The sequence below is a fragment of the Haloplanus salinarum genome, from assembly GCF_009762275.1.
Lineage (GTDB): Archaea > Halobacteriota > Halobacteria > Halobacteriales > Haloferacaceae > Haloplanus > Haloplanus salinarum.
In genome coordinates this window covers 2,233,922-2,254,050 of record NZ_CP034345.1, presented here as the reverse complement: position 1 = coordinate 2,254,050, position 20,129 = coordinate 2,233,922, and the positions used below count along the sequence as shown (strand labels likewise).

The following is a 20,129-nucleotide window of genomic DNA, read 5'->3' as shown; positions in this document are numbered from 1 at the left end:
GTCAGATCAACCCCCGTGCGGTCAGCCAGTACGCCTCGTTGTACGCACCTTTCGCCCAGTGGACGAGCCGTGATTCCTCACGGAGGACGGGCATGGAATCGTAATCGAAGGAGACGAACGTCGCCTCGTCCATCCCGGCCTCGAGGAAGCAGAGCACCTTGCCGTCGTAGGTGGCGGTCGGCGTGTGGCCGCGCACCGACGCGGCGAGGCGGTCGGCGACGGTCCCCGCCTGGTAGTGAGCGACGCTCCCGGCCATCGGCCGCTCGATGTCGGTCGTGTCGCCGATGGCGTACACGTCCTCGGCGTGAACTGCCGCCAACGTCCGTGGGTCGGTCTCGACCCACCCGTCGTCGCCCAACCCCGCGTCGGCCACGAGGTCGACGCCCGCGTGCGGCGGAATGGAGACCAGAAGGTCGTAGTCGACCGTCCGCCCGTCTTCGGCGTGGAGCGTCCGGTCGTCGGTGTCGACGTGGTCGACCGCGAACTCGGTGTGACTCTCGACGCCGCGGGCCTCGAACCGATCGTCGGCCCAGTCGGCCACCGGCGGAAGCTTGTGGGTCCGTTCGGTGGGAGCGGTGTAACCCACCGTCGCGTCGACGCCGCGGTCACGGAGCCAGTCCTCGACCATCAGCGTGAACTCCACGGGCGCGGCCGGGCACATGTGCGGCATCCCCGCAACCGTGAGGACGACACGACCACCGTCGAAGTCGGCGAGCGCGTCACGCAGTCGCTCGGCGCCGTCCGCACTGTAGAAATCGTGGGCACCCTCGGCGAGTCCGGGGATACGGTCGGGGACCAGCCGAGCCCCGGTGGCGACGGTCAGGTAGTCGTACCCGAGCGTGTCGCCGTCGTCGAACTGCAGGCGCTTGGCCGACGGGTCGACGTCGGTGATCCGTCCCGTCCGGAGCCGGATTCGTCGGTCGAGCAGGTCGTCGAGTGGCCGCCGCGCCTCGGACGGATCGGCCCGACCGAAGGCCACGTAGAGCCAGACGGGCTTGTAGGCGTGCGTCGCCGTCTCGTTGATCAGCGTCACCTCGACGTCACCGGCGTCGATCTCCGTGTCGAGTTTCGCCGCGAGTTTGTTGGCGAGTACGGTCCCACCGGTGCCGCCACCGAGGACGGCGAGACGGGTCGTCATGTGAGTATCACCGGGGGACCGTACGGCTTCCGCCCACCTAATATTGTGCGGTTATTCCAAGAAACTCGTTCGTCGATCGCCGACGAATTCGTGCCGATGTGCGCGGACACCGGTCCACTCCCCCGGCATAACCGCCCTAGATCACGTATATCCGCAGTTCCAGTTACGTGTGGCGTATTCAGTGGATGCGAGCCACGGGGACGTCGGCGGCTGACGATATTGGGGTTTCAAGATCCAACCATCTGATTGATAGGCAGTAGTAGTCGTTGGGAGTCGGCGCGCGCTCGAACGGAGCCCAGTCCGACGCCGGCGGTCAGGAGTTCGTGAGAACGGCAGGGACCGTGTTGAGTCGCGACGGGGGGTCGAATCGTCGTCCCGTCGGTGCTGCGTTCGGCCGGCAGGCCGGCGAGGGTCGCGTGGCGTTACTCGGGGACGAGCCCCTCGTCTTTGACGCGCATCACGGCCTCGCCGTCGGCGAGGTTGGGCGCGTCGACGAGACGGACGATCCGTTTGTCGCCTTTCGACTTCCGGAGATACATCCGGAACGTCGAGGTGTGGCCGAGGATGTTGCCCCCGATGGGTTGGGTCGGGTCGCCGAAGTAGGAGTCGGGGTTCGAGGCGACCTGGTTGGTGACGAGGACGGCGGCGTTGTAGAGGTCGCCGATCCGCATCAGGTCGTGGAGATGTTTGTTGAGCTTCTGCTGTCGCTCGGCGAGTTCCCCCCGGCCGACGTACTCGGCGCGGAAGTGAGCGGTCAGGGAGTCGACGTTCAGCAGGCGGACGGGCCACTCGGAGTCCTCGTGTTCGCTCGCGAGCTCCTTCGCCTTCTCGGCCAGCAGGATCTGGTGGTTGGAGTTGAACGCCTTCGCGACGTGGATCTTGTCCAGCACGTCGGTGACGAGTGCCTCCATGGCGTCCTCGTCGCCGGGCGAGCCCTCGATGCCGCGGTCGTCCATCGTCGCCTGAATGATCTCGTCGTCGAGGCCCCGGACCATGTCGTCGATGCGCTCGGGACGGAACGTGTCCTCGCTGTCGACGAAGATGGCGCTCCCGCGGAGGCCGCCGTACTCGGTGGGCAACTGGACGTTGACCGAGAGCTGGTGGGTGACCTGTGACTTGCCGGCGCCGAACTCGCCGTACACCTCGGTGATCGACTGGGTCTCGACGCCGCCGCCGAGCAACTCGTCGACCTCGGGGACGTTCCAGGTGAGCTTGCCGATCTGTTCGCGACGTTCGAGGACGGTCGCCCCCGTCTCGAAGCCGCCGACGTCCGCCGCCTCGCGGGCCGCGTTGATGATGTCGCTCGCCGTCGATTCGCCGATGTCGGCCGTGTTGGAGAGCTCCGCGGGACTCGCCACCGCGATGCTCTGGTAGCTCTCGAAGCCCGCTTCGACCAGTTTGTCGGCCGTCGCCGGCCCGACTCCCGGAAGGTTCTCGAGGTCGTCTTCTGCCATGTGACTCCGCTTGTGCCCCTCCGCACATAAAGCCTCGTTAACACCGTGGTGAAAGTGAAACGGCACGACGGCGTGGCCGTCGATACCACGGAGCGCGGTGGTTCATACAGGAGCGGGCGCTACGTCCACGGGTGGCCGCCGTCCGTGCCGGGCCACAGCGGGTACCAGTAGCTCTCGTCGTCCTCCACGTCGAGTTCGCCGTCGAGGACCGACTGGAGTTTGAACTCCAGTCGGTTGTCCCGTTCGCGGCCACCCGTCGGGACGAAGGGGTAGTACGCCCCGCGGCGGAAGGAGTAGAGCCAGTAGGCACGGGTCCCGTCGCGGGCGCGCTCGAACCCGAAGACCGCCGCGAGCAGGCGCGAGCCGTATCCGCGCTCGACGAACGTATCGGCGGCGAAGTGGACGCTCGTCACCAGGTCCTCGGGGTCGTCGTCCCCGAGGACGACCCAGTGGTAGCCGTGGTCGTCCTCGTGGCGGTAGAACGTCGTCCCCGTCTCGGCCTCGCCGGCGCGGAGGATCTCCTCGACGTCGTCGACGGTCGCGTCGAAGTCGGTGCTGTCGACCGAGGAGAAACAGAGCGCCGCGGCGCCGACGGGGGCGAAACCGAGGTCGGCCTCCATCGTGAGGTAGGCGGTGCTCATGCCGAACAGGTCCTCGGGGTCGGCTTCGCGGGTCGCGTCGGCGTCGGTCCGGACGCCGAGCACCGACCGGAGCGTATCGAACAGGCCCATCAGCGCCGTTCCATCTCCCCTTCGAGGTCGCGCAGGCGGTCGACGCGCTTCTCGGTCGGCGGGTGCGTCGAGAACAGGCGGCCGACGACGCCGCTCCGGAGCGGGATGACGAAGAAGGCGTTCATCTCCGACTGCTCGCGGAGGTCACGGTCGGGGACGTCGTCCATCCGGCCGGAGATCTTCAGCAGCGCCGACGCGAGCGCCGACGGTTGGCCGGTGATGGCCGCCGCCCCGCGGTCGGCGGCGTACTCGCGGTAGCGCGAGAGCGCCCGGACGAGCAGGAAGGAGACGATCCAGACGACCAGCGAGACGAGTATCGCCACGACGACGCCGCCGCCGCCCTGGCGGTTGCGGCCGCCGCCGAACAGCCACCCCCACCGCACGACCATGAAGGCGAGCGTCGAGAGGAAGGAGGCGATCGTCATCACCATCACGTCCCGGTTCTTGACGTGGGCGAGTTCGTGGGCCATCACGCCCTCGAGTTCCTCCTCGTCGAGGGTGCGGAGGAGTCCCTCGGTGACACAGACCGTCGAGTTCTTCTGGGACCGGCCGGCGGCGAAGGCGTTGGGCATCTTCGTGTCCGTGACCGCGACGTCGGGTTTCGGGAGGTCGGCCTGCTGACAGAGGCGGTCGACCATGGCGTGCAGACGGGGATACTCCTCGGCGTCGACGCGTCTCGCGCCCATGCTGTACAGCGCGAGGCGGTCGCTGAAGAAGAACTGTCCCAGCGAGAACAGTCCCATCACGAGGACGATCCCGAACAGCCCCATGTACCGCGACAGGATCGCGACGAAGACGATATAGAGGACGAACAGGAGGAACATCGTCAGGACCATCCGGCCCCGAAGCCCCCAGTCGGGTTTCCACTCCATGTGCGGGGGTAGACGCGGCGGTCGGTAAACGTTATCGGCGATCCGTGTCGCGGGGCTTAACCGCCGCGGGCGACTACGGCCCGGCGATGAGCGACACCGAGTCCCGGGAGTTCTGTCCGCGCTGTGGCGACCCGGTGCCGACGCGAACGGAGCCACTGCCCGGCGAGCCACGCGACCGGGACCGCCGCCTCTGTGACGCCTGTTACTTCGAGGACTTCGACCTCGTGGACGCCCCCGAGCGGATCGAGGTGCTGGTCTGTTCCGGCTGTGGTGCCGTCCACCGGGGGAACCGATGGGTCGACGTCGACGCCCGCGACTACACGGACGTGGCCGTCGACGAGACCCGCGAGGCGCTCGGGATCCACGTCGGCGCCCGGAACGTCACGTGGGCGGTCGATCCCGAGCAGGTCGACGAGAACACCATCCGGATGCACTGCCAGTTCACCGGCGTCGTCCGCGAGACGCCGCTGGAGGAGTCGGTCGTCGTGCCCGTGAAGATCTCGCGGGGCACCTGCGACCGCTGTGGGCGTATCGCCGGGGGCTACTACGCGAGTACGGTTCAGGTGCGGGCGACCGACCGGACGCCCACGGCCGAGGAACGGAGCCGCGCCGTCGAGATCGCGGAGTCCCACGTCGCCGACAAGGAGGGGGACGGCGACCGCGAGGCCTTCGTCAGCGAGGTGAAGGAGACGGACGACGGCCCGAACGTGAAGCTGTCGACGAACGGCCTCGGCGAGGAGGTGTCCCGGCGCATCGTCCGCGAACTCGGCGGGAGCGTCGAGAGCTACCCCACCCTCGTCACCGAGGACGGCGACGGCAACGAGGTCTACCGGGTCACCTACGCGGTGCGGCTGCCGAAGTTCACGCCGGGCGACGTCATCGCCCCCGACGACGACGCGGGGCCGGTCCTCGTCCGGAGCGTGAGCGGGAACCTGAAGGGGATCCGACTGGCCACCGGCGAGCCCTACGAGGCGTCGTTCGACGACGAGGAACTCGCAGCCAGGCGACTGGCGACCCGCGAGGACGCCGTCGAGACGACGGTGGTGGCCGTCGAGGACGCCCACGCGGTGCAGGTACTCGACCCGGAGACCTACGAGGCGAAGACGATCCCGCGCCCGGACTTCTTCGACGCGGACGCGGAGACGGTTCCCGTCGTCAAGACGCGAGCCGGCCTCCACGCCCTGCCCGACTAGTCGGCGTCGGCCGACCGGTCGGCCGTGGACGTGACGTCGCCGGCGTCGACGTCGATCCCCGCCCGCTGCAGGTGTCCCGTCACCGCCGACGCCATCTCCTCGTCGGAACAGCCCGCGCGCCGGGCGGCCTGCGAGAGCGTGAGCGTCCCGTTGCGATACAGGATCACCGACGACTCGATCGTATGAGTGCGCATTTGGGTGTATTTTCGAGGAATAGCTACAAGTACCTAAATCTTTCTAGTAATACAACCCGCGTTTGACAATCTTATCCACAATAGAAGAAACGTATGGTCAGTTATTGTTTGAGTCTCGGTACCACGGATCACTCGCCCCACACGTCCGACAGCGGGTGGTCGTCGGCGCCGTCGTCGCCCGACTCGCCCCCGTCGGACGCCGTGTGGGGCCGCGCCCCGGTCCGCCCACCGCTCCGTGTGCCGGGCGTCGTGTCCGTCCCGTCGAGTGCCGCGTCGGGGTCAAAGGCCGGGAGGGTCGGCCGCTCCATGTCGTCCACGGCGTCCGCGAACCAGGGCGGCATGTCCCCCCGGGCGCGCTCGAAGAGGTCGAGGAGGCTCGAATCCGCGAGGTAGGTGGCGCCGTGGTCGTCGGGCGCGCGGACGATGCGGCCAGCGGCCTGGATCACCGTCCGGAGGGCGACCCGGTAGTACCACGCCCACTGCCCGTCTTCGAGCCGACGGGCCACCCGCGAGTCGGCGGTGTTGAGATAGGGCGCCTTGCAGAGTACCTGCCAGCGGGCCAGGTCGCCACGCAGGTCCAGCGCCTCCTCCATCTTCACCGAGAGGAAGACGTCGGGGTCGTCGGTCGCCTTCCAGTCCTCCAGGGCCCGGTCGCGGTCCGCCCGATCGTGGGTCCGGAGACGGGCGTCGACGCCGAAATCCGACAGGCGGTCGGCCAGGCGGTCCTGAATCGCGTAGGAGTGACAGTGGACGAGACCCTTCTCGGAGGGGTGCCGAGCCATGAGTCGAACCAGCAGGCGGGCCACGTCGGGCAGCGTCCCGTCGCGGTGTTCGTAGGTCATCTTTCCCCGGGTCACGTCGTAGAGCGGGCGGTTCTCCAGGGGGAAGGTGTGGGGGACGTCGACGAGGGCGACGTTCGCGGGGTCGAGACCGACCCCGCGACAGAACGCCGCCTTGTCGAGGATGGTCGCCGAGAGGAGGGCGAACTTGTTCCCGCGGTCCCAGACGGTGTGATGGAGGTACCGACCGGGGTCGAGCGGCTTGATCGTGATGGCGCCGCCAGCGTCGTCGGGCTGGTCGACGACCCAGGTGGTCGTACTGGTCGGGTCGCGGTAGTCGGAGACGAACCACTGGAGCTCCGACCGAAGCTCCTGTAACCGGTCGCGGCGGGCGGCCTCGCCCGGCGTGAGTTCCGGCGATTTCGTCAGATCCGACGCCGCGCGCTCACAGACGCCGGCGAGCGTCTCGGCGAAGCGGGCCGTCCGGTCGAGCGGGTCGTCCGCGTCGTCCAAGTCGGGCACGCCCACCTCGTCCCAGACGGGGACGGTGTCGGACCGGAGGTCGACGGTGGCGTACATCTCCGCCCACTCCGCGAGGCCGTGGGCCTCGTCGATCACCACCACGTCGCGCTTGCCGAACACCTCCGACCCGGCGGTCTGCATGAAGTAGGCGAGCGTCATCGCCGCGATGGATCGGTTGGAGGCGATGGCGCGGTCGGCGTAGTAGGGACACCGGTGTTTGACCGTACAGTCGTAGCCCGACTCCCGCGCACAGGGTGCACGGTCCACCGGCGTCGTCGTCTCGTCGGGGAGGATGCAGGTGTAGTTTCCCTTCCCCCGGATCACGTTGAGGTCGTCGAGCAGGTCGTCCGCGGCCACGTCGTCGAGCTGTGACACCTGCGGCGTGGTGTAGTAGGCGCCGGTCGCCTCGGCGGGGTCGGCCTCGTCGGGCGTCCGGGCCGCCCCGGCGACGGCGCGGGCCAGCAGCGACTTCCCGCTCCCGGTCGGGGCACGGACCAGCACCACGTCGTTGCCCGCGGCGAAGGCCGAACGGATGTCCGCCAGGGCGTCGCGCTGGTTGCCACGGAACGACGGGGCCGGGAACGAGGCGGGGATGCGCTCGGGGTCCACGGTGACCACAGCCGGGCGCCGCAGGTAATACTGTCGGCGACGGTTCGACGTCCGGGGATGTCGGACCGTTCCGTCGACTTCCGTTCGACTGTAAAACTATCTTCCTGCTAGGAGAGAATCCCGCCGTTTACGCCGGGAGTGAATCCGACACTTCCTACGCAGTCCACCGTCGATGACAGACCGGATAGTCCACGCCAATCCGTGCATTAAATAATTGTTTCGACATAGGCTATGTATGGCGATTCAGGTCACGCGCACCTACGTTGGTTCCATCTAGAACCGCCGGCAGGTCTGCGATGGCCTCGACTCGCTCGGGGATTCCGCCTCGAAGATCTGGAACGTCGCACGATGGACAGCCCAACGAGTTTGGGACGCAATCGGTACGATTCCCAACGAAGGTTCGCTTAAATCGTATATGAAGAACCGCTCGTGCTGGAAAGACTTGAACGCACAATCCAGTCAGAAAGTCATTGAAGAACTTTCTGACGCTTTCCAGTCGTGGTTCGACCTACGACAGAAAGACGACAAGGCAAATCCGCCCGGCTACCGGAAACACGGCGACGAACGACCACGTTCCACGGTTACGTTCAAAGAAGACGGGTTCAAACACGACTCCGAGAACAATCGAGTTCGACTCTCGAAAGGCTCGAACCTGAAGAAACACTTCTCGGACTTCCTGCTCTGCGAGTACCAGACTCGTCCTGACGTTGACCTCTCGGTGCAGAACGTTCGTGCGGTCTGGAACGGTGACGAGTGGGAACTGCACTTCGTCTGTAAAGTCGAACTCGAAACAAACGACTCAGCAGGCGACGAAGTGGCCGGTATTGACCTCGGTATCACAAATATCGCTACGGTCGCGTTCCCGGACGAATACGTTCTCTACCCCGGTAACTCGCTCAAGCAGGACAAGCACTACTTCAAGCGTGCTGAGTACGACACGGAAGGTGAGAACGGCCCGTCTGAGAAGTCGATGTGGGCACGTCAGAAACTCACTGACCGTGAGACGCACTTCTACCACGCCCTCTCAGACGCCATCATCACAGAGTGTGTCGAACGCGGTGTGGGCACGCTCGCAGTAAGTTGGCCCGAGACTGTTCGAGAGTCCGACTGGGGGAAGACAGGCAACAAGAAACTCCATACGTGGGCCTTCGACCGCATCTTCCAGTACCTCGAATACAAGGGCGAAATACGCGGTGTTGAGGTGCTAAAGGAGAACGAGTGGGACACCTCGAAGACCTGTTCGGCGTGTGGAGACGACACGAAAGCGAACCGTGTTGAGCGAGGGTTGTACGTCTGCCAGTCGTGTGGCTTGGTCGGGAACGCAGATTGCAACGGAGCGGAGAACATGCGGCAGAAGATAACTCCGAATCCTCACGGTGAGGATAGGAGTAACGGCTGTGTGGCACAGCCATCGACACACTTGTTCGACCGCGAGAGCGGGACGTTTCACACGAGAGAACAAGTCGCGTCGTAGACCGGCAAATATCCCACCTGCGGTACGGGAAGCCCCGCCGTTCACGGCGGGGAGGATGTCACTCGGACAACGCCGCCACGTCGTCGGCGGTCACCTCGCGGTCGTCGGGGAGGCGCTCGATGCAGTCGAAACAGAGGAAATGTTCGGTGCCGTCCGCGAGTTCGAGCGTGACGCCGCCGGTCGTCGTCGCCTCGAACGTCCAGAAGTTCCCGGCGCCGCCCGCGACGGGAACGTCCGTCCCGCAGCCGTCACAGGGGTCGGAGCTCATACCCGAAGCCGACGGGCCGGGACGGGAAAGCCCTGCGGGTCAACACTCGCCCGCGTCGGCGGCGACGCCCAGCGAGAACGACACGGAGTCCGTCTGCACGCGGTTCGGCGCGTCCGCCGGGAGCTCCCACCGGAACCGGACGGCGTGGGCCCCCGCGGCGACGCAGGCATCGGTCAGCGGGATCCACTCCGAAACGGCGTCGAGGCCGGCGAGCGATCCCTCGTAGACCGGCCGGCCGTCGGCGTCGTCGTACCACAGACGGACCCGCACGTATTCCTGTAGTTCACCCGGCGGGCCGCCGTCGCCCGCGCTCCGCTCTGCGTCGGTCACGCCGCCCTCCGCGACGTCGGTCACGGTCCCCCGAACCCAGAGGCGTGCGGGCGACCCCGACAGCGAGAGCGAGAGGTCGACCGTCCCGCCGTCGCCGGGCACTACGTCGTCGAGGGCGACGGGGGGAACGGCGGCCGCGACCGGATCGTCGGGCGGGACGGCCGTCCCGGTGCCGGCGGGCGGCGGATTACGGTCGCCGTCGAGCCATCCCGATCCGTCGGCGGGCGAGCCGTCGGCGGTCTGATCGGACGGCCGCTCGGTCGAACCGCCGTCGTCCGCGGGCGTGTCGGGTGCGGGCGTCGGATCCGCGTCGGTGGCCTCGCCCGCCGGCGTCGGGGTGGACGTCGGCGGACGGTCGGCCGTCACGTCGTACTCGATCGAGAGGTCCGGGTCCGAGGCCGGGTCGTCGTCGAATCGGGGCGCGGTGCCGAACCCCGCGCCGACGACGGCGAGCAGTCCGGATCCGAGGAGGACGAGCAGACGGCGACGGGAGGAGTCGTCCTCCGCCGCGTCCGGGTCACCGGCGTCGCTCATCCGGCGTCACCGGCCGTGGGGATCCGCCGTGCGGTCCGATCGGGGACGCGGTGCGATCTCATGGGCGCCGCTACGCGGGAGGGGGAAATAGGTAATCAGGCGCTAGCCGACCGCCGGGACGCAGCGCGGATCGTCAGGGTGAGCCTGAAGCCGCGTCGTGGGGGCCGCGGCGTCGCCCCCAGCCGAGGTCGGGCTGCTGGAACCGGCGCCCGTGCCGGCGATGGGGAGACCCGCCGCTGGTCGGGCGGTGGTGGGTCACGTCACCGGGGCGCTGGTGTCGACGGCGGTTCCCGTCCTGCGCGGGCGGAACGGACGGTCACTCCCCCTGGAGCCGCTTGAACTGATCCAGGAGGGCCTCGGTGGAGTCGCCGGACTCGTACGAGAGGGTCCCTCGGAACTCCGACCGGTCGTCGTCGGAGAGGTCGACCTGCCCGGTCTTCTGCGCGCGCCGCTCGTGCTCGTCCTCGTCATAGGCACCCATTGACATGGTACGTGGTGACTTGGAGGTGTCCTGATATATATGTAACGGACGATTCGGGGGGACGACGCGGAACGCGTAAATCGTCCGAGGACGTACCGTCCCCCGTGGCACGACCCCTTCGTTTTCGACACGCCCCCGGCCGCTGGACGGACGGCCGCGTCCGCGCCGAGGTGTTCGAACCGCTGGACGGCAACCTGGGTGCGACGAGCAGTCGCCCCTGGTTCAAACCCCCCGAGGGGTACGAGGCCCGGCGGTTCGACGTTGACAACGGCGACACCGCGCTCTTCTGCTGGGACGACGACGGCGCCTACTGGCTCGGCAACACGGAGACGCCGTCGAGCCTCTGGCGCACCGAGAAGTACGGCTTCACCGAGGTACCGGACGGCGTCGCCGACTGGGCGGAGCGCGAACTCCGCGCGGAACTACACGAGCAGTCGCCGTGGCTGGAACCCTATCCGCATCTCTCGTGGTTCTTCCTCCCCGTCTTCCTCTCGAAGGACGGCCGCTGGACGACCCGTGAGTTCTTCGACGAACACGCGGCGGGGTTCCCGGACGCCGACCGCGACGACGCGCTGGCCTTCTACGAGCGGTTCCTGTCGGCCGGGATCCTCGACGAATACCGCGAGACGATGGCGGGCAAGCTCGGCACCTCGGAGCGCCTGGATCTGACGCGCATGGCGGCGACCATGGGTGAGTTTCACACCGCGAAGCTGCTCGTGGACGCCGGCTACGAACCCCGGCCCGAAATCGAGGTGACGACGGGCCACTCCATCGACTTCCAGGCCCGGACCGACGAGGGCGAACAGCCGCTCGTCGAGGTGACGCGGCCGCTACCGCCGAACCGCCGCTCCGCGGGGACGCCGGCCGCCGCCGTCCGGGACACCGCGAAGACGAAGACGGACGGACAGCTGTCGGCACACGCCGGCGGCGTCGTGCTGTTCGTTGACTGCTCGTCGTTCCCCGACGACGACTGGCTAGCGGTCGAACAGGCACAGCCGGAGGTGGGACACCGGCCGGCGGTCGTCTACCGAACCCGGCCCGACGGGCGGACGACGGGCTACACGAAGGGAGCGGTACCGCTAGAACTGGAATCGGCCTTCGACTAGAGCGACAGCGGGGTCGGGCCCGACTCGCCGAGCGCCGTCGGGTCGCGGTCGCTGTAGAAGCGACGGCCGATGGCCTTGTGTCCGACCGCCGAGCGGACCGAGAGACGGACCTGCTCGGGCGTGTCGAACTCCTCGGTGGCCAGCCGGTCCAGCACCTCGCCGACCCGCTCGGTCCCGCGCTGGAGTTCGAGTTCGTGGTCGCCGTGTTCGGCGATGATCTCGTCGGTTGTCGTGGGGAATTCGAGGGCGTCGATCATTTCGCCAGTGCCGTTGAACTTCATCACTGGGTTAGAGGCAGCGGAGAACTATAATGGTTTTCCATGTACAACCTTAGTTCGGATGAAGTCTTTAATCATCCTTAATTGAGGACCGTTACCGCGTGTGGGAGTGACACCCATCCGTCGCAAGGCCTATCGGCGGGGCTGGCGAGGGGAGTCCATGGACGTGGTCGCCGACCTACACGTACACACGCCCGTCTCGGACGGGCGGTTGTCCCTCGATGCCCTGCCGTCGGCCGCGCGGGCGGCCGGCGTCGAGACCGTCGCGATCACCGATCACGACCGCCTCCACCCGGACCTCGACGCCCCCGTGACCGTCCGCGACGGGATCACGGTGATCCGCGGGGTCGAACTCCAGGTCGAGACGGCGACGGGGCGGCTCGACCTGCTCGGCTACGGCGTCGAGGGGACGGCGGGGCTGCGGGCGGAACTCGACCGCCTCCAGCGCGACCGGATCGAGCGCGCCCGGCGCATGACGGCGCGGGTCGAGGACCGCCTCGGCGTCGACCTGGACGTCGCGTTCGAACCCGGCGTCGGGCGGCCACACGTCGCCCGGGCGGTCGACGAGAGCGACGCCGACTGCGACTACGCGGGCGCGTTCGAGCGGTTCATCGGCGACGACGGTCCCTGTTACGTCCCGCGCGAGGTGCCGCCGGTGGACCGCGCCCTCTCCCTGCTGACCGCGGCCTGTCCCGTCGTCTCGCTGGCCCACCCGTTCCGGTACGCCGACCCGGAAGCCGCCCTCGAACTCGCCCCACAACTCGACGCGGTCGAACGGTACTACCCGTACGACGCCCCGGTCGGGACGGAGCGCCTCGACGCGGTGATGGAGCGCCACGACCTGCTGGCGACCGGGGGGAGCGACGCCCACGACGAGCGGCTGGGCATCGCGGGTCTCGACACCGCCGCGGCCGCCCGGATCACGTCGCGTCTGCCGGATGCGCAGCCTTAAACCGGCGTGAGCCCCTACTCCGGGTATGAAGTGCCACTACTGTGATCGCGGGGCCGCCTACGCGGCGGAGAAGGAGGGTATTCGCGTCGGCCTCTGCGAGAACCACTTTCGCGAGCGGTTGGAGGAGCTCGCGGAGTCCGACGACCTGGCCGCCCTCCGCGAACGGATCGACATCGACCGCACCGAGTAGCCCTTCTCCCGCCCCACATCCGGACCGGCCTCGTTGCCGTCGCGGACGACCCGCCCCGACTCACAGTACCGTCCCGAACCAGAGGTAGAGCCCGGCCAGTATCGACTCGAAAGAGAGGGTGCCGAGCGCCGAGAGGAGCACGAACCGCCGGTCGTCCATGCCGGCGAGGCCGGCGGGCACCGTCACCATCCCCCGCGTGAACAGGAGCGTGTTGCTCAGGGGGACCACCACCGGCCCCCAGCGGTCGAACCACCCCTCGAAGCGGGCGAGGGAGTCGTCGCTGACGCGGAACCACCGGGACTGGAGGAGCCGTTCCCGGCCGACCCGCTTGGCCAAGAGGAAGAGGGCAAACTGCCCGACCGTCGCGCCGGCGACGGCGACGGCGACGACGACGACGGCGGTCCGGACGGAGCCCCCGAGGAGCGCGAGGGCACCCGGAACGACGAGTTCGCTCGGGACGACGTAGAGCAACATCGCGCCCTCGAGGACGAACACGCCGAAGAGGACCAGCAGACCGTAGTCGGCGGCGACCAGCTCGCGGAGGGCGGTGGGCAGTTGCGCGACCTGGAGCGGCGGCGTGGACACACCTCGCCCTGTGCCGTCGAGGGACTAATCGGTTGCGTTGTCGTGAATGTGCGGGAACGACGGGGTTTTGGGCGTCCCGAGCGAGGCGGCCGTATGGACCAGACAGACCGCCCGCGGCGACTACGCCGGGACGGCGTCCGCTCGCTGGTCAGCGAGACCGAACTCCGCGCGACCGACCTCGTGGCGCCCGTGTTCGTCGACGCGACGACCGACGAGCGGGTGCCCATCGAGTCGATGCCCGGACACGAACGGGTCCCCGTCGACGAGGCGGTCGACCGCGTCGAGGAAGTGTTGGCGACGGGCGTCGAGGCCGTCATCCTCTTCGGGGTGCCGGAATCGAAGGATAACGAGGGCTCGCGCGCCTGGGCGCCGGACGGCGTCGTCCAGCGAGCGACCCGCGACGTCACCGAGGCGACGGACGCGACGGTCATCACCGACGTGTGTCTCTGTGAGTACACCGACCACGGCCACTGCGGGGTGTTGGAGGCGGACGCCCGCGACGATCCGACCCTGACCGTCGACAACGACGCGACCCTGGACCGACTGGCACGGACGGCCGTCTCCCACGCCGAGGCGGGGGCGGAGATGGTAGCCCCGTCGAGCATGACCGACGGGATGGTTGGCGCCATCCGGACGGCGCTCGACGACGCCGGCTTCGCCGACGTGGCGATCATGTCCTACGCGGCGAAATACGAGAGCGCCTTCTACGGTCCCTTCCGCGACGCGGCCGACGGGGCCCCCGCCTTCGGCGACCGGCGACATTACCAGATGGACCCCGCGAACACGCGGGAGGCGCTCCGCGAGGTGCGACTCGACGTCCAGCAGGGTGCGGACGTGCTGATGGTGAAACCCGGCCTCCCCTACCTCGACGTCGTGAGCGCCGTCCGCCGGGAGTTCGACCGACCCGTCGCCGCCTACAACGTCAGCGGCGAGTACGCGATGCTCCACGCCGCCGCCGAGAAGGGGTGGCTCGACTTGGAGGCCGTCGCCCGGGAGTCGTTGCTCTCGCTCAAGCGTGCGGGTGCCGACCTGATCGTGACCTACTTCGCCGAGGACGTCGCGCCCGACTGCCGGGACGCGTGAGCACGCGGCCGACCGACAGTCATAGGGAATCTTACACTACGTTCGTCTAATTATTCGCCGCTCACTGGCCACAGAGTAGCCATCTTACGACCTTATACAACCCTTATCCACTATTAAACCGGACGAACATCCACCGAATTCCCTTCATATCAACAATTGTAAACGCTAACCCTTATATTATGTCGTAACAGTACCTTCTATCGCGATTCGGAGAACGAACATGGCACGCAAATACGGAAACACGAACGTCTGTCCAAGCACGGCTCGCGAAGTACCGTCGGCGGAGGTGGCCGGATGCTGACGCCGCTGCAGGTCGATCCCTCGGCGCTGGCCTCAGGTGTCAACAACGTCTGGGTGTTGACCGTCACCTTCCTGATCTTCTTCATGCACGCCGGCTTCGCCATGCTGGAGGCGGGGCAGGTACGCTCGAAGAACGTCGCCAACCAGCTGACGAAGAACATGCTCACCTGGAGTATCGGCGTCATCGTCTACTTCCTGATCGGGGCCGGCGTCTCCGGGATTGTCGGCGGGGCGGCCGATCCGTTCGCCTACATCACCGGCGGCTCCGACACGTGGATCGGCTGGCTCTTCGGCGCGGTGTTCGCCATGACGGCGGCGACCATCGTCAGCGGGGCCGTCGCCGGCCGCGCGAAACTCCGCGCGTACGTCACGTACACCGTCGTGCTCTCGGCGGTCATCTACCCCGTCGTGACGGGGCTGACGTGGGGTGGCGGCTACCTCTCGTCGGTGCTCGGCGTCGGGTTCAGCGACTTCGCGGGCGGCATGATCGTCCACGGCATGGGCGGTATCGCCGGCCTCACGGCGGCGTGGGTCCTCGGCCCGCGGATGGACCGCTACAACGACGACGGGAGCGCGAACGTCATCCCCGGCCACTCGATGACCTTCGCCGTGCTGGGGACGCTCATCCTCTGTTTCGGCTGGTACGGCTTCAACGTCGGCACGGCGGCGACGGTGTTCGTCGTCGAGGAAGGCACCATGGCCCTCGGCGCCTTCGCCGACACCGTCGGCCGCGTGGCGCTGACGACGACGCTCGCGATGGGCGCGGGCGCCATCGGCGCCGCCGGCGTCTCGCTGCTCCAGACCGAGAAGGTCGATACGCTCTACGTCGCCAACGGGATGCTCGCCGGCCTCGTCGGCATCACGAGCATCCCCAACCTGTCGACGTGGTGGGGCGCGCTGCTGGTCGGCCTGCTGGCCGGCGGACAGCTCCCCATCGTCTTCAAGTTCGTCGAGAAGCGGCTCAAGATCGACGACGTCTGCGCCGTCTACCCCGTCCACGGGAGCGCCGGCGCGATGGGGTGTATCCTGCTCCCCTTCGTCTCGATCAACGGCTTCTCGACGCAGGTCCTGCTGGCACAGATCGTCAGCGTCACCGTCATCGGCGCCTGGACCATCGCCGCCACCGCGGTCGTGTTCGGTGCGCTGAAGGCCATCGGCCAGGCTCGCGTCGATCCCGACCACGAGCGTGAGGGGCTCGACGTCGCCGAGCACGGCGTCGACACCTACCCCGAGTTCGGCGACCAGCCCGACGCGGTGCCGGACGGCGGCGAGGAGATCCGCACCGACGGCGGCGAGGACGAGCGCGACATCAAGATGGTCGTCGCGATGCTTCGCCCGGAGAAGCTGGGCGACGTGAAACAGGCCATCGCCGAGGTCGGTGCCCCCTCGATCACCGTGACGAACGTCTCCGGCCGCGGCTCCCAGCCCGCGAAGAAGGGCCAGTGGCGCGGCGAGGAGTACACGGTCGACCTCCACCAGAAGGTGAAAATCGAATGCGTGGTCGCGGACGTACCCGCCGAAGACGTCGCCGAGGCCATTCGCGAGAGCGCGAACACGGGCGAACCCGGCGACGGCAAGATCTTCATCATGCCCGTCGACGAGGCGATTCAGGTCCGGACGGGCAAGGAGGGGCCCGACGCGGTCTGAGACCGTCCTCGACGCCGACCCCGATCGCGATCCCGACCGCGACCCGCTCCGGCCCGACGGTCTCCCCTGGTTACGGTTCCGTCGCCGGCGCCGGCTCGCGGTGAGCACCTTTTCTCCGACCCAGTACATTCTTTCCGCCGCCGCACACACCGGTAGGTATGAACCACGAGAACTCCCGCGAGCTGTACGACCGGGCGCTGTCGGTCCTGCCCGGTGGCGTCAACTCGTCGGTCCGAGCGTCGATGCCTTACCCCTTCTTCGTCGAGGACGGCGACGGCGCACACGTCGTCGACGCCGACGGCAACCGCTATCTCGACTACGTGATGGGCTACGGGCCCCTGCTGTACGGCCACGACCTCCCCGACCCCGTCGAGGCGGCGATCCAGTCCCACGCCAGCGCCGGGCCGATGTACGGCGCGCCGACGGAGGTGGAGGTCGACCTCGCGGAGTTCGTGACCCGCCACGTCCCCTCCGTGGAGATGCTCCGGTTCGTCAACTCGGGGACCGAGGCGACGGTCTCCGCGGTCCGTCTGGCGCGGGCGTACACCGGGCGGGACAAGATCGTCGTCATGCAGGGCGGCTACCACGGCGCCCAGGAGTCCACGCTCGTCGAGGGCGGTCCCGACGGCGCTCGACCGTCCTCGCCGGGCATCCCCGAGAGCTTCGCCGAGCATACGATCCCCGTCCCGTTCAACGACACCGACACCATCGCCGACGTGTTCGCGGAACACGGCGACGACATCGCCGCCGTGCTCACGGAGCCGATGCTGGGCAACATGGGCGTGGTGATGCCCGTCGACGGCTTCCACGAGTCGCTTCGCGACCTCTGTGACGAGTACGGCTCGCTGTTGATCTTCGACGAGGTCATCACGGGCTTCCGGGTCGGCGGCCTCGGCTGTGCCCAAAGCGAGTTCGGGATCACGCCCGACCTGACGACGCTCGGCAAGATCGTCGGCGGCGGCTTCCCCGTCGGCGCCGTCGGCGGCCGGGCCGAAATCGTCGAACATCTCACTCCCGGCGGCGACGTGTTCCAGTCCGGCACCTTCTCCGGGCATCCGGTGACGATGGCCGCCGGGCTGGAGACCCTGCGGTACGCCGCCGAGAACGACGTCTACGACCACGTGAACGCGCTCGGCGAGCAGTTGCGTGCCGGCATCACCGACATCCTCGAGGAGCGGGCGCCGGAGTACACCGTCGTCGGCACCGGGAGCATCTTCAAGACGATCTTCACCCGCGAGGGGCGCGGCGGCGAGGGCCGTTGCGAGGCCGGCTGTCGCCAGCGCGAAGACTGCCCGAACTACGACGCCTGTCCCAAGACGGGCGCGGACGTGGCCGCAGCCGAGACCAACCGCTGGGAGCGGGTCTTCTGGCAGGAGATGAAGGATCGGGGGATCTTCCTCACCGCCAACCAGTTCGAGGCGCAGTTCGTGAGCTACGCCCACACGGAGGCGGACGTCCAGCGAACGCTCGACGCCTACCAGGACGCGCTGTAGACCGAACACCGCGCGACAGTGTGCGACACGAGAGACGGCCGTTATCGATCGGGACGATAGTGTGATCGCACACTACGATTTATACAGGGAGATCACCTACCCGTGGACGTGGGCAGTGAGAACGTCGACTCCGAGAGCAAAGTGTCGGGGAACCAGGCGAACATCCCCGCTCGCATCCGCCGGGAACTCGACATCGACGACGGCGACACGCTCCGCTGGCACGTCGAGGACGACGGCACGCTCCGCGTCCGGGTCGTTCAGCAGCGAAGCGGTACGTTCAGCGACTTCGACGGCTACGACGGTGAGCAGGAGACCGCAGTCACGACCGACCACGATGCGTGGGGCGTCGACACCGAATAGATGCCGCGAGCACTCGTCGATACGACGGTCCTCTTCGCCGCTGCGTACCGTCGTGACGAGGCACACGACGGGGCCCTCGCCATCCTCACGGGCATCGATACCGCCGACCTTCCGGAGGCAGTGATCCTCGACTACGTGCTCGCAGAGACGCTGAACGGACTGACGAACCACGCCGGACACGCGGCCGCCGTCGACTTTCTCGACCGAATAGAGGAGAACGCGCGCTGCCACATCGACACCCTGACCGCGGACGAGTTCGCGACGGCGAAAGCGCTCTTCCGGCGGCACGAGGGGTTCTCGTTCGTCGACGCCGCTATCGTGGCGTATATGCAAGCGGAGGGGCTCGGCTACCTCTACGCGTTCGACGACGACTTCGACGCCGCCGCGGACGTCTACCGCCTCGACACGGCGACCGATCCCTATCAGCCGGAGTGACGTTCGCGGTCACCCCTCGTCCTCGCGCTCGTGATACGGCGGCACGAACACGTCCGCCTCGACCATCTTCTCGATCTGTCGCTCGGTCACCTCCTCGGCGTAGGTGTCGTGATCGACGGGTTGGCGGTCCAGCCACAGGTTCTTCGGGTAGATCTCGCGGTCGTAGATGGGCTGGATCAGCTCGGTCCGCAGGTCCTTGATCCAGTTGGTCAGCGGCGAGGACGTGCGGTGTTCGCGGAGCCCTTCCACGTCGATCGGGGCGGCGCAGTACGAGGACCCGGCGCCGTAGGCGTGTTCGGCGAGGATCTGCCCGCGGTGGTCGACGATCATCGATCCGCCGCCGAAGGTGTCGACCGGCGTGTCGGCGTCCGGGGTGACGTAGTACGTCCCCAGGTTGGGGGCGACGACGTAGCAGGTGTTGTCGAGAGCGCGGGCGCGGTTCTGGATCTCCCAGCTGTCGTTCGCCACGAGGGGTTCGGGGCAGGCGATCCGGCAGATCACCTCGGCGCCGTTCATCGCGAGGCCGCGGACGTACTCGGGGTAGGCGCCCTCGATGGCCAGCGAGATGCCGATGCGACCGATCTCGGTGTCGACGACGGGAAAGAGGTCGTCCAGGTCGTCGCCGTGGTGGTCGGTCCAGTCGTCCCACACGTCGTGGGGGGAGACCGATCGCTCGACGGGGAGCAGGGGCGTCACCTTCCGGTGGGTGTGGATCACGTCGCCGTCGGGGTCGATCACGAAGGCCGTGTTGTAGAATTTCCCGTCGTACTCGGGGGCCTTCTCCTTGGCCGAGGCGACGATGAAGGTCTCGAACTCCTTGGCGTACTCGCCGAGGGTCTCGGTTTCGGGGCCCGGGATGTCGATCGCGATCTCCTCCCGGTAGGTCGCGTGGTCCATGTCGAACACTTCGTCGGTGAACCCCTGGAGCGCGCCCTCGGGGAGGACGGCGAGCCGGACGGGGAGCTCGAGGCCGCTGAGCCACGTGGCCGCCGAGAGGGCCTCGTGCACGTGCTCCAGGTTCCGCTCGATGTCACTGCGTTCCTCGACCCCCCACACGGTCGGGGAGAGGCCGACGGCGTTGTATTTCGGGATCTTCGACATGCGTCGGGGGGTCTCGGGTC

The 20,129-nt window shown here is 67.8% G+C and carries 21 protein-coding genes and 1 pseudogene; 10 read left to right on the top strand and 12 right to left on the bottom strand.

What is annotated here, in order from left to right:
* Nucleotide 1 precedes the first annotated feature (1 nt).
* The 4 genes from EI982_RS12900 to htpX all read right to left on the bottom strand — a co-directional run bounded on the left by EI982_RS12900 (nt 2) and on the right by htpX (nt 4,195).
* Nucleotides 2-1,138 (bottom strand): NAD(P)/FAD-dependent oxidoreductase, encoded by a 1,137-nt coding sequence (locus tag EI982_RS12900; protein ID WP_157690090.1) that lies wholly within the window; start codon nt 1,136-1,138, stop codon nt 2-4.
* Between the two features lie 422 nt (nt 1,139-1,560).
* Nucleotides 1,561-2,592: a DNA repair and recombination protein RadA gene (gene radA, locus EI982_RS12895; protein ID WP_157690089.1), complete on the bottom strand. Its 1,032-nt coding sequence runs from the start codon at nt 2,590-2,592 to the stop codon at nt 1,561-1,563.
* Between the two features lie 119 nt (nt 2,593-2,711).
* A complete protein-coding gene (gene pspAB / locus EI982_RS12890) occupies nt 2,712-3,323 on the bottom strand; it encodes a PspA-associated protein PspAB (protein WP_157690088.1) in 612 nt (203 codons plus the stop codon).
* Nucleotides 3,323-4,195, bottom strand: coding sequence for a zinc metalloprotease HtpX (gene htpX / locus EI982_RS12885; protein ID WP_157690087.1), 873 nt, complete (start codon nt 4,193-4,195; stop codon nt 3,323-3,325). The genes pspAB and htpX overlap by 1 nt, the downstream gene beginning before the upstream one ends.
* 86 nt (nt 4,196-4,281) lie before the next feature.
* Between htpX and EI982_RS12880 the strand changes: the two genes are divergently transcribed.
* A complete protein-coding gene (locus tag EI982_RS12880) occupies nt 4,282-5,388 on the top strand; it encodes a 60S ribosomal export protein NMD3 (RefSeq protein ID WP_157690086.1) in 1,107 nt (368 codons plus the stop codon).
* Here EI982_RS12880 and EI982_RS12875 read toward each other — a convergent pair.
* Entirely contained in the window at nt 5,385-5,582 is a 198-nt protein-coding gene (locus EI982_RS12875; protein ID WP_157690085.1) for a DUF7317 family protein, read from the bottom strand. The genes EI982_RS12880 and EI982_RS12875 overlap by 4 nt on opposite strands.
* A 128-nt stretch (nt 5,583-5,710) precedes the next feature.
* Nucleotides 5,711-7,492, bottom strand: coding sequence for an ATP-dependent DNA helicase (locus tag EI982_RS12870; RefSeq protein WP_157691196.1), 1,782 nt, complete (start codon nt 7,490-7,492; stop codon nt 5,711-5,713).
* Between the two features lie 235 nt (nt 7,493-7,727).
* Between EI982_RS12870 and EI982_RS12865 the strand changes: the two are divergent.
* Nucleotides 7,728-8,966 (top strand): annotated as a pseudogene (locus tag EI982_RS12865) (RNA-guided endonuclease InsQ/TnpB family protein).
* A 58-nt stretch (nt 8,967-9,024) separates the two neighbouring features.
* On the opposite strand, the gene EI982_RS12860 reads toward EI982_RS12865, so the two are convergent.
* From EI982_RS12860 to EI982_RS12850, 3 genes are all read right to left on the bottom strand, one after another.
* The gene (locus EI982_RS12860) at nt 9,025-9,234 is read right to left on the bottom strand and encodes a DUF7561 family protein (protein ID WP_157690083.1); all 210 of its coding nucleotides are present in this window, start codon (nt 9,232-9,234) and stop codon (nt 9,025-9,027) included.
* 39 nt (nt 9,235-9,273) lie between these two features.
* Nucleotides 9,274-10,098, bottom strand: coding sequence for a hypothetical protein (locus tag EI982_RS12855; RefSeq protein WP_157690082.1), 825 nt, complete (start codon nt 10,096-10,098; stop codon nt 9,274-9,276).
* A gap of 316 nt (nt 10,099-10,414) precedes the next feature.
* Nucleotides 10,415-10,585, bottom strand: a complete 171-nt coding sequence (locus EI982_RS12850; protein WP_157690081.1) for a DUF5786 family protein — start codon at nt 10,583-10,585, stop codon at nt 10,415-10,417.
* Nucleotides 10,586-10,683: 98 nt separating this feature from the next.
* Between EI982_RS12850 and EI982_RS12845 the strand changes: the two genes are divergently transcribed.
* Nucleotides 10,684-11,685: a DUF5784 family protein gene (locus tag EI982_RS12845; RefSeq protein ID WP_157690080.1), complete on the top strand. Its 1,002-nt coding sequence runs from the start codon at nt 10,684-10,686 to the stop codon at nt 11,683-11,685.
* Here EI982_RS12845 and EI982_RS12840 read toward each other — a convergent pair.
* Entirely contained in the window at nt 11,682-11,966 is a 285-nt protein-coding gene (locus EI982_RS12840; RefSeq protein WP_157690079.1) for a DUF5789 family protein, read from the bottom strand. The two genes, EI982_RS12845 and EI982_RS12840, sit on opposite strands and share 4 nt — an antisense overlap.
* A gap of 157 nt (nt 11,967-12,123) precedes the next feature.
* Here EI982_RS12840 and EI982_RS12835 point away from each other — a divergent pair, with 157 nt between their 5' ends.
* Entirely contained in the window at nt 12,124-12,915 is a 792-nt protein-coding gene (locus tag EI982_RS12835) for a PHP domain-containing protein (protein ID WP_157691194.1), read from the top strand.
* 25 nt (nt 12,916-12,940) lie between these two features.
* Nucleotides 12,941-13,105, top strand: a complete 165-nt coding sequence (locus EI982_RS18445; RefSeq protein WP_199243623.1) for a DUF6757 family protein — start codon at nt 12,941-12,943, stop codon at nt 13,103-13,105.
* A gap of 60 nt (nt 13,106-13,165) precedes the next feature.
* Here EI982_RS18445 and EI982_RS12830 read toward each other — a convergent pair whose 3' ends face one another.
* Nucleotides 13,166-13,690: a DedA family protein gene (locus tag EI982_RS12830; RefSeq protein ID WP_233255229.1), complete on the bottom strand. Its 525-nt coding sequence runs from the start codon at nt 13,688-13,690 to the stop codon at nt 13,166-13,168.
* A 93-nt stretch (nt 13,691-13,783) separates the two neighbouring features.
* Between EI982_RS12830 and hemB the strand changes: the two genes are divergently transcribed.
* From hemB to EI982_RS12805, 5 genes are all read left to right on the top strand, one after another.
* The gene (gene hemB, locus EI982_RS12825) at nt 13,784-14,773 is read left to right on the top strand and encodes a porphobilinogen synthase (protein ID WP_157690078.1); all 990 of its coding nucleotides are present in this window, start codon (nt 13,784-13,786) and stop codon (nt 14,771-14,773) included.
* A gap of 294 nt (nt 14,774-15,067) precedes the next feature.
* Nucleotides 15,068-16,720: an ammonium transporter gene (locus EI982_RS12820; protein WP_157690077.1), complete on the top strand. Its 1,653-nt coding sequence runs from the start codon at nt 15,068-15,070 to the stop codon at nt 16,718-16,720.
* Nucleotides 16,721-16,878: 158 nt separating this feature from the next.
* Complete coding sequence (hemL, locus tag EI982_RS12815; RefSeq protein WP_157690076.1) at nt 16,879-18,213, top strand: glutamate-1-semialdehyde 2,1-aminomutase; 1,335 nt, start codon at nt 16,879-16,881, stop codon at nt 18,211-18,213.
* A 108-nt stretch (nt 18,214-18,321) separates the two neighbouring features.
* Complete coding sequence (locus EI982_RS12810) at nt 18,322-18,573, top strand: AbrB/MazE/SpoVT family DNA-binding domain-containing protein (protein WP_157690075.1); 252 nt, start codon at nt 18,322-18,324, stop codon at nt 18,571-18,573.
* Nucleotides 18,574-19,008 (top strand): type II toxin-antitoxin system VapC family toxin, encoded by a 435-nt coding sequence (locus EI982_RS12805; RefSeq protein WP_157690074.1) that lies wholly within the window; start codon nt 18,574-18,576, stop codon nt 19,006-19,008.
* Nucleotides 19,009-19,017: 9 nt separating this feature from the next.
* Here the strand turns inward: EI982_RS12805 and EI982_RS12800 are convergent, their stop codons facing one another.
* Nucleotides 19,018-20,109, bottom strand: coding sequence for a nitrilase-related carbon-nitrogen hydrolase (locus EI982_RS12800; RefSeq protein WP_157690073.1), 1,092 nt, complete (start codon nt 20,107-20,109; stop codon nt 19,018-19,020).
* Nucleotides 20,110-20,129 lie beyond the last annotated feature (20 nt).

Bases quoted from the DNA above. Each gene is read 5' to 3' on its own strand.
- EI982_RS12900 (WP_157690090.1), bottom strand. From the start codon at position 1,138: ATGACGACCCGTCTCGCCGTCCTCGGTGGCGGCACCGGTGGGACCGTA.
- radA (WP_157690089.1), bottom strand. From the start codon at position 2,592: ATGGCAGAAGACGACCTCGAGAACCTTCCGGGAGTCGGGCCGGCGACG.
- pspAB (WP_157690088.1), bottom strand. From the start codon at position 3,323: ATGGGCCTGTTCGATACGCTCCGGTCGGTGCTCGGCGTCCGGACCGAC.
- htpX (WP_157690087.1), bottom strand. From the start codon at position 4,195: ATGGAGTGGAAACCCGACTGGGGGCTTCGGGGCCGGATGGTCCTGACG.
- EI982_RS12880 (WP_157690086.1), top strand. From the start codon at position 4,282: ATGAGCGACACCGAGTCCCGGGAGTTCTGTCCGCGCTGTGGCGACCCG.
- EI982_RS12875 (WP_157690085.1), bottom strand. From the start codon at position 5,582: ATGCGCACTCATACGATCGAGTCGTCGGTGATCCTGTATCGCAACGGG.
- EI982_RS12860 (WP_157690083.1), bottom strand. From the start codon at position 9,234: ATGAGCTCCGACCCCTGTGACGGCTGCGGGACGGACGTTCCCGTCGCG.
- EI982_RS12855 (WP_157690082.1), bottom strand. From the start codon at position 10,098: ATGAGCGACGCCGGTGACCCGGACGCGGCGGAGGACGACTCCTCCCGT.
- EI982_RS12850 (WP_157690081.1), bottom strand. From the start codon at position 10,585: ATGTCAATGGGTGCCTATGACGAGGACGAGCACGAGCGGCGCGCGCAG.
- EI982_RS12840 (WP_157690079.1), bottom strand. From the start codon at position 11,966: ATGAAGTTCAACGGCACTGGCGAAATGATCGACGCCCTCGAATTCCCC.
- EI982_RS12835 (WP_157691194.1), top strand. From the start codon at position 12,124: ATGGACGTGGTCGCCGACCTACACGTACACACGCCCGTCTCGGACGGG.
- EI982_RS18445 (WP_199243623.1), top strand. From the start codon at position 12,941: ATGAAGTGCCACTACTGTGATCGCGGGGCCGCCTACGCGGCGGAGAAG.
- hemB (WP_157690078.1), top strand. From the start codon at position 13,784: ATGGACCAGACAGACCGCCCGCGGCGACTACGCCGGGACGGCGTCCGC.
- EI982_RS12820 (WP_157690077.1), top strand. From the start codon at position 15,068: ATGCTGACGCCGCTGCAGGTCGATCCCTCGGCGCTGGCCTCAGGTGTC.
- hemL (WP_157690076.1), top strand. From the start codon at position 16,879: ATGAACCACGAGAACTCCCGCGAGCTGTACGACCGGGCGCTGTCGGTC.
- EI982_RS12805 (WP_157690074.1), top strand. From the start codon at position 18,574: ATGCCGCGAGCACTCGTCGATACGACGGTCCTCTTCGCCGCTGCGTAC.
- EI982_RS12800 (WP_157690073.1), bottom strand. From the start codon at position 20,109: ATGTCGAAGATCCCGAAATACAACGCCGTCGGCCTCTCCCCGACCGTG.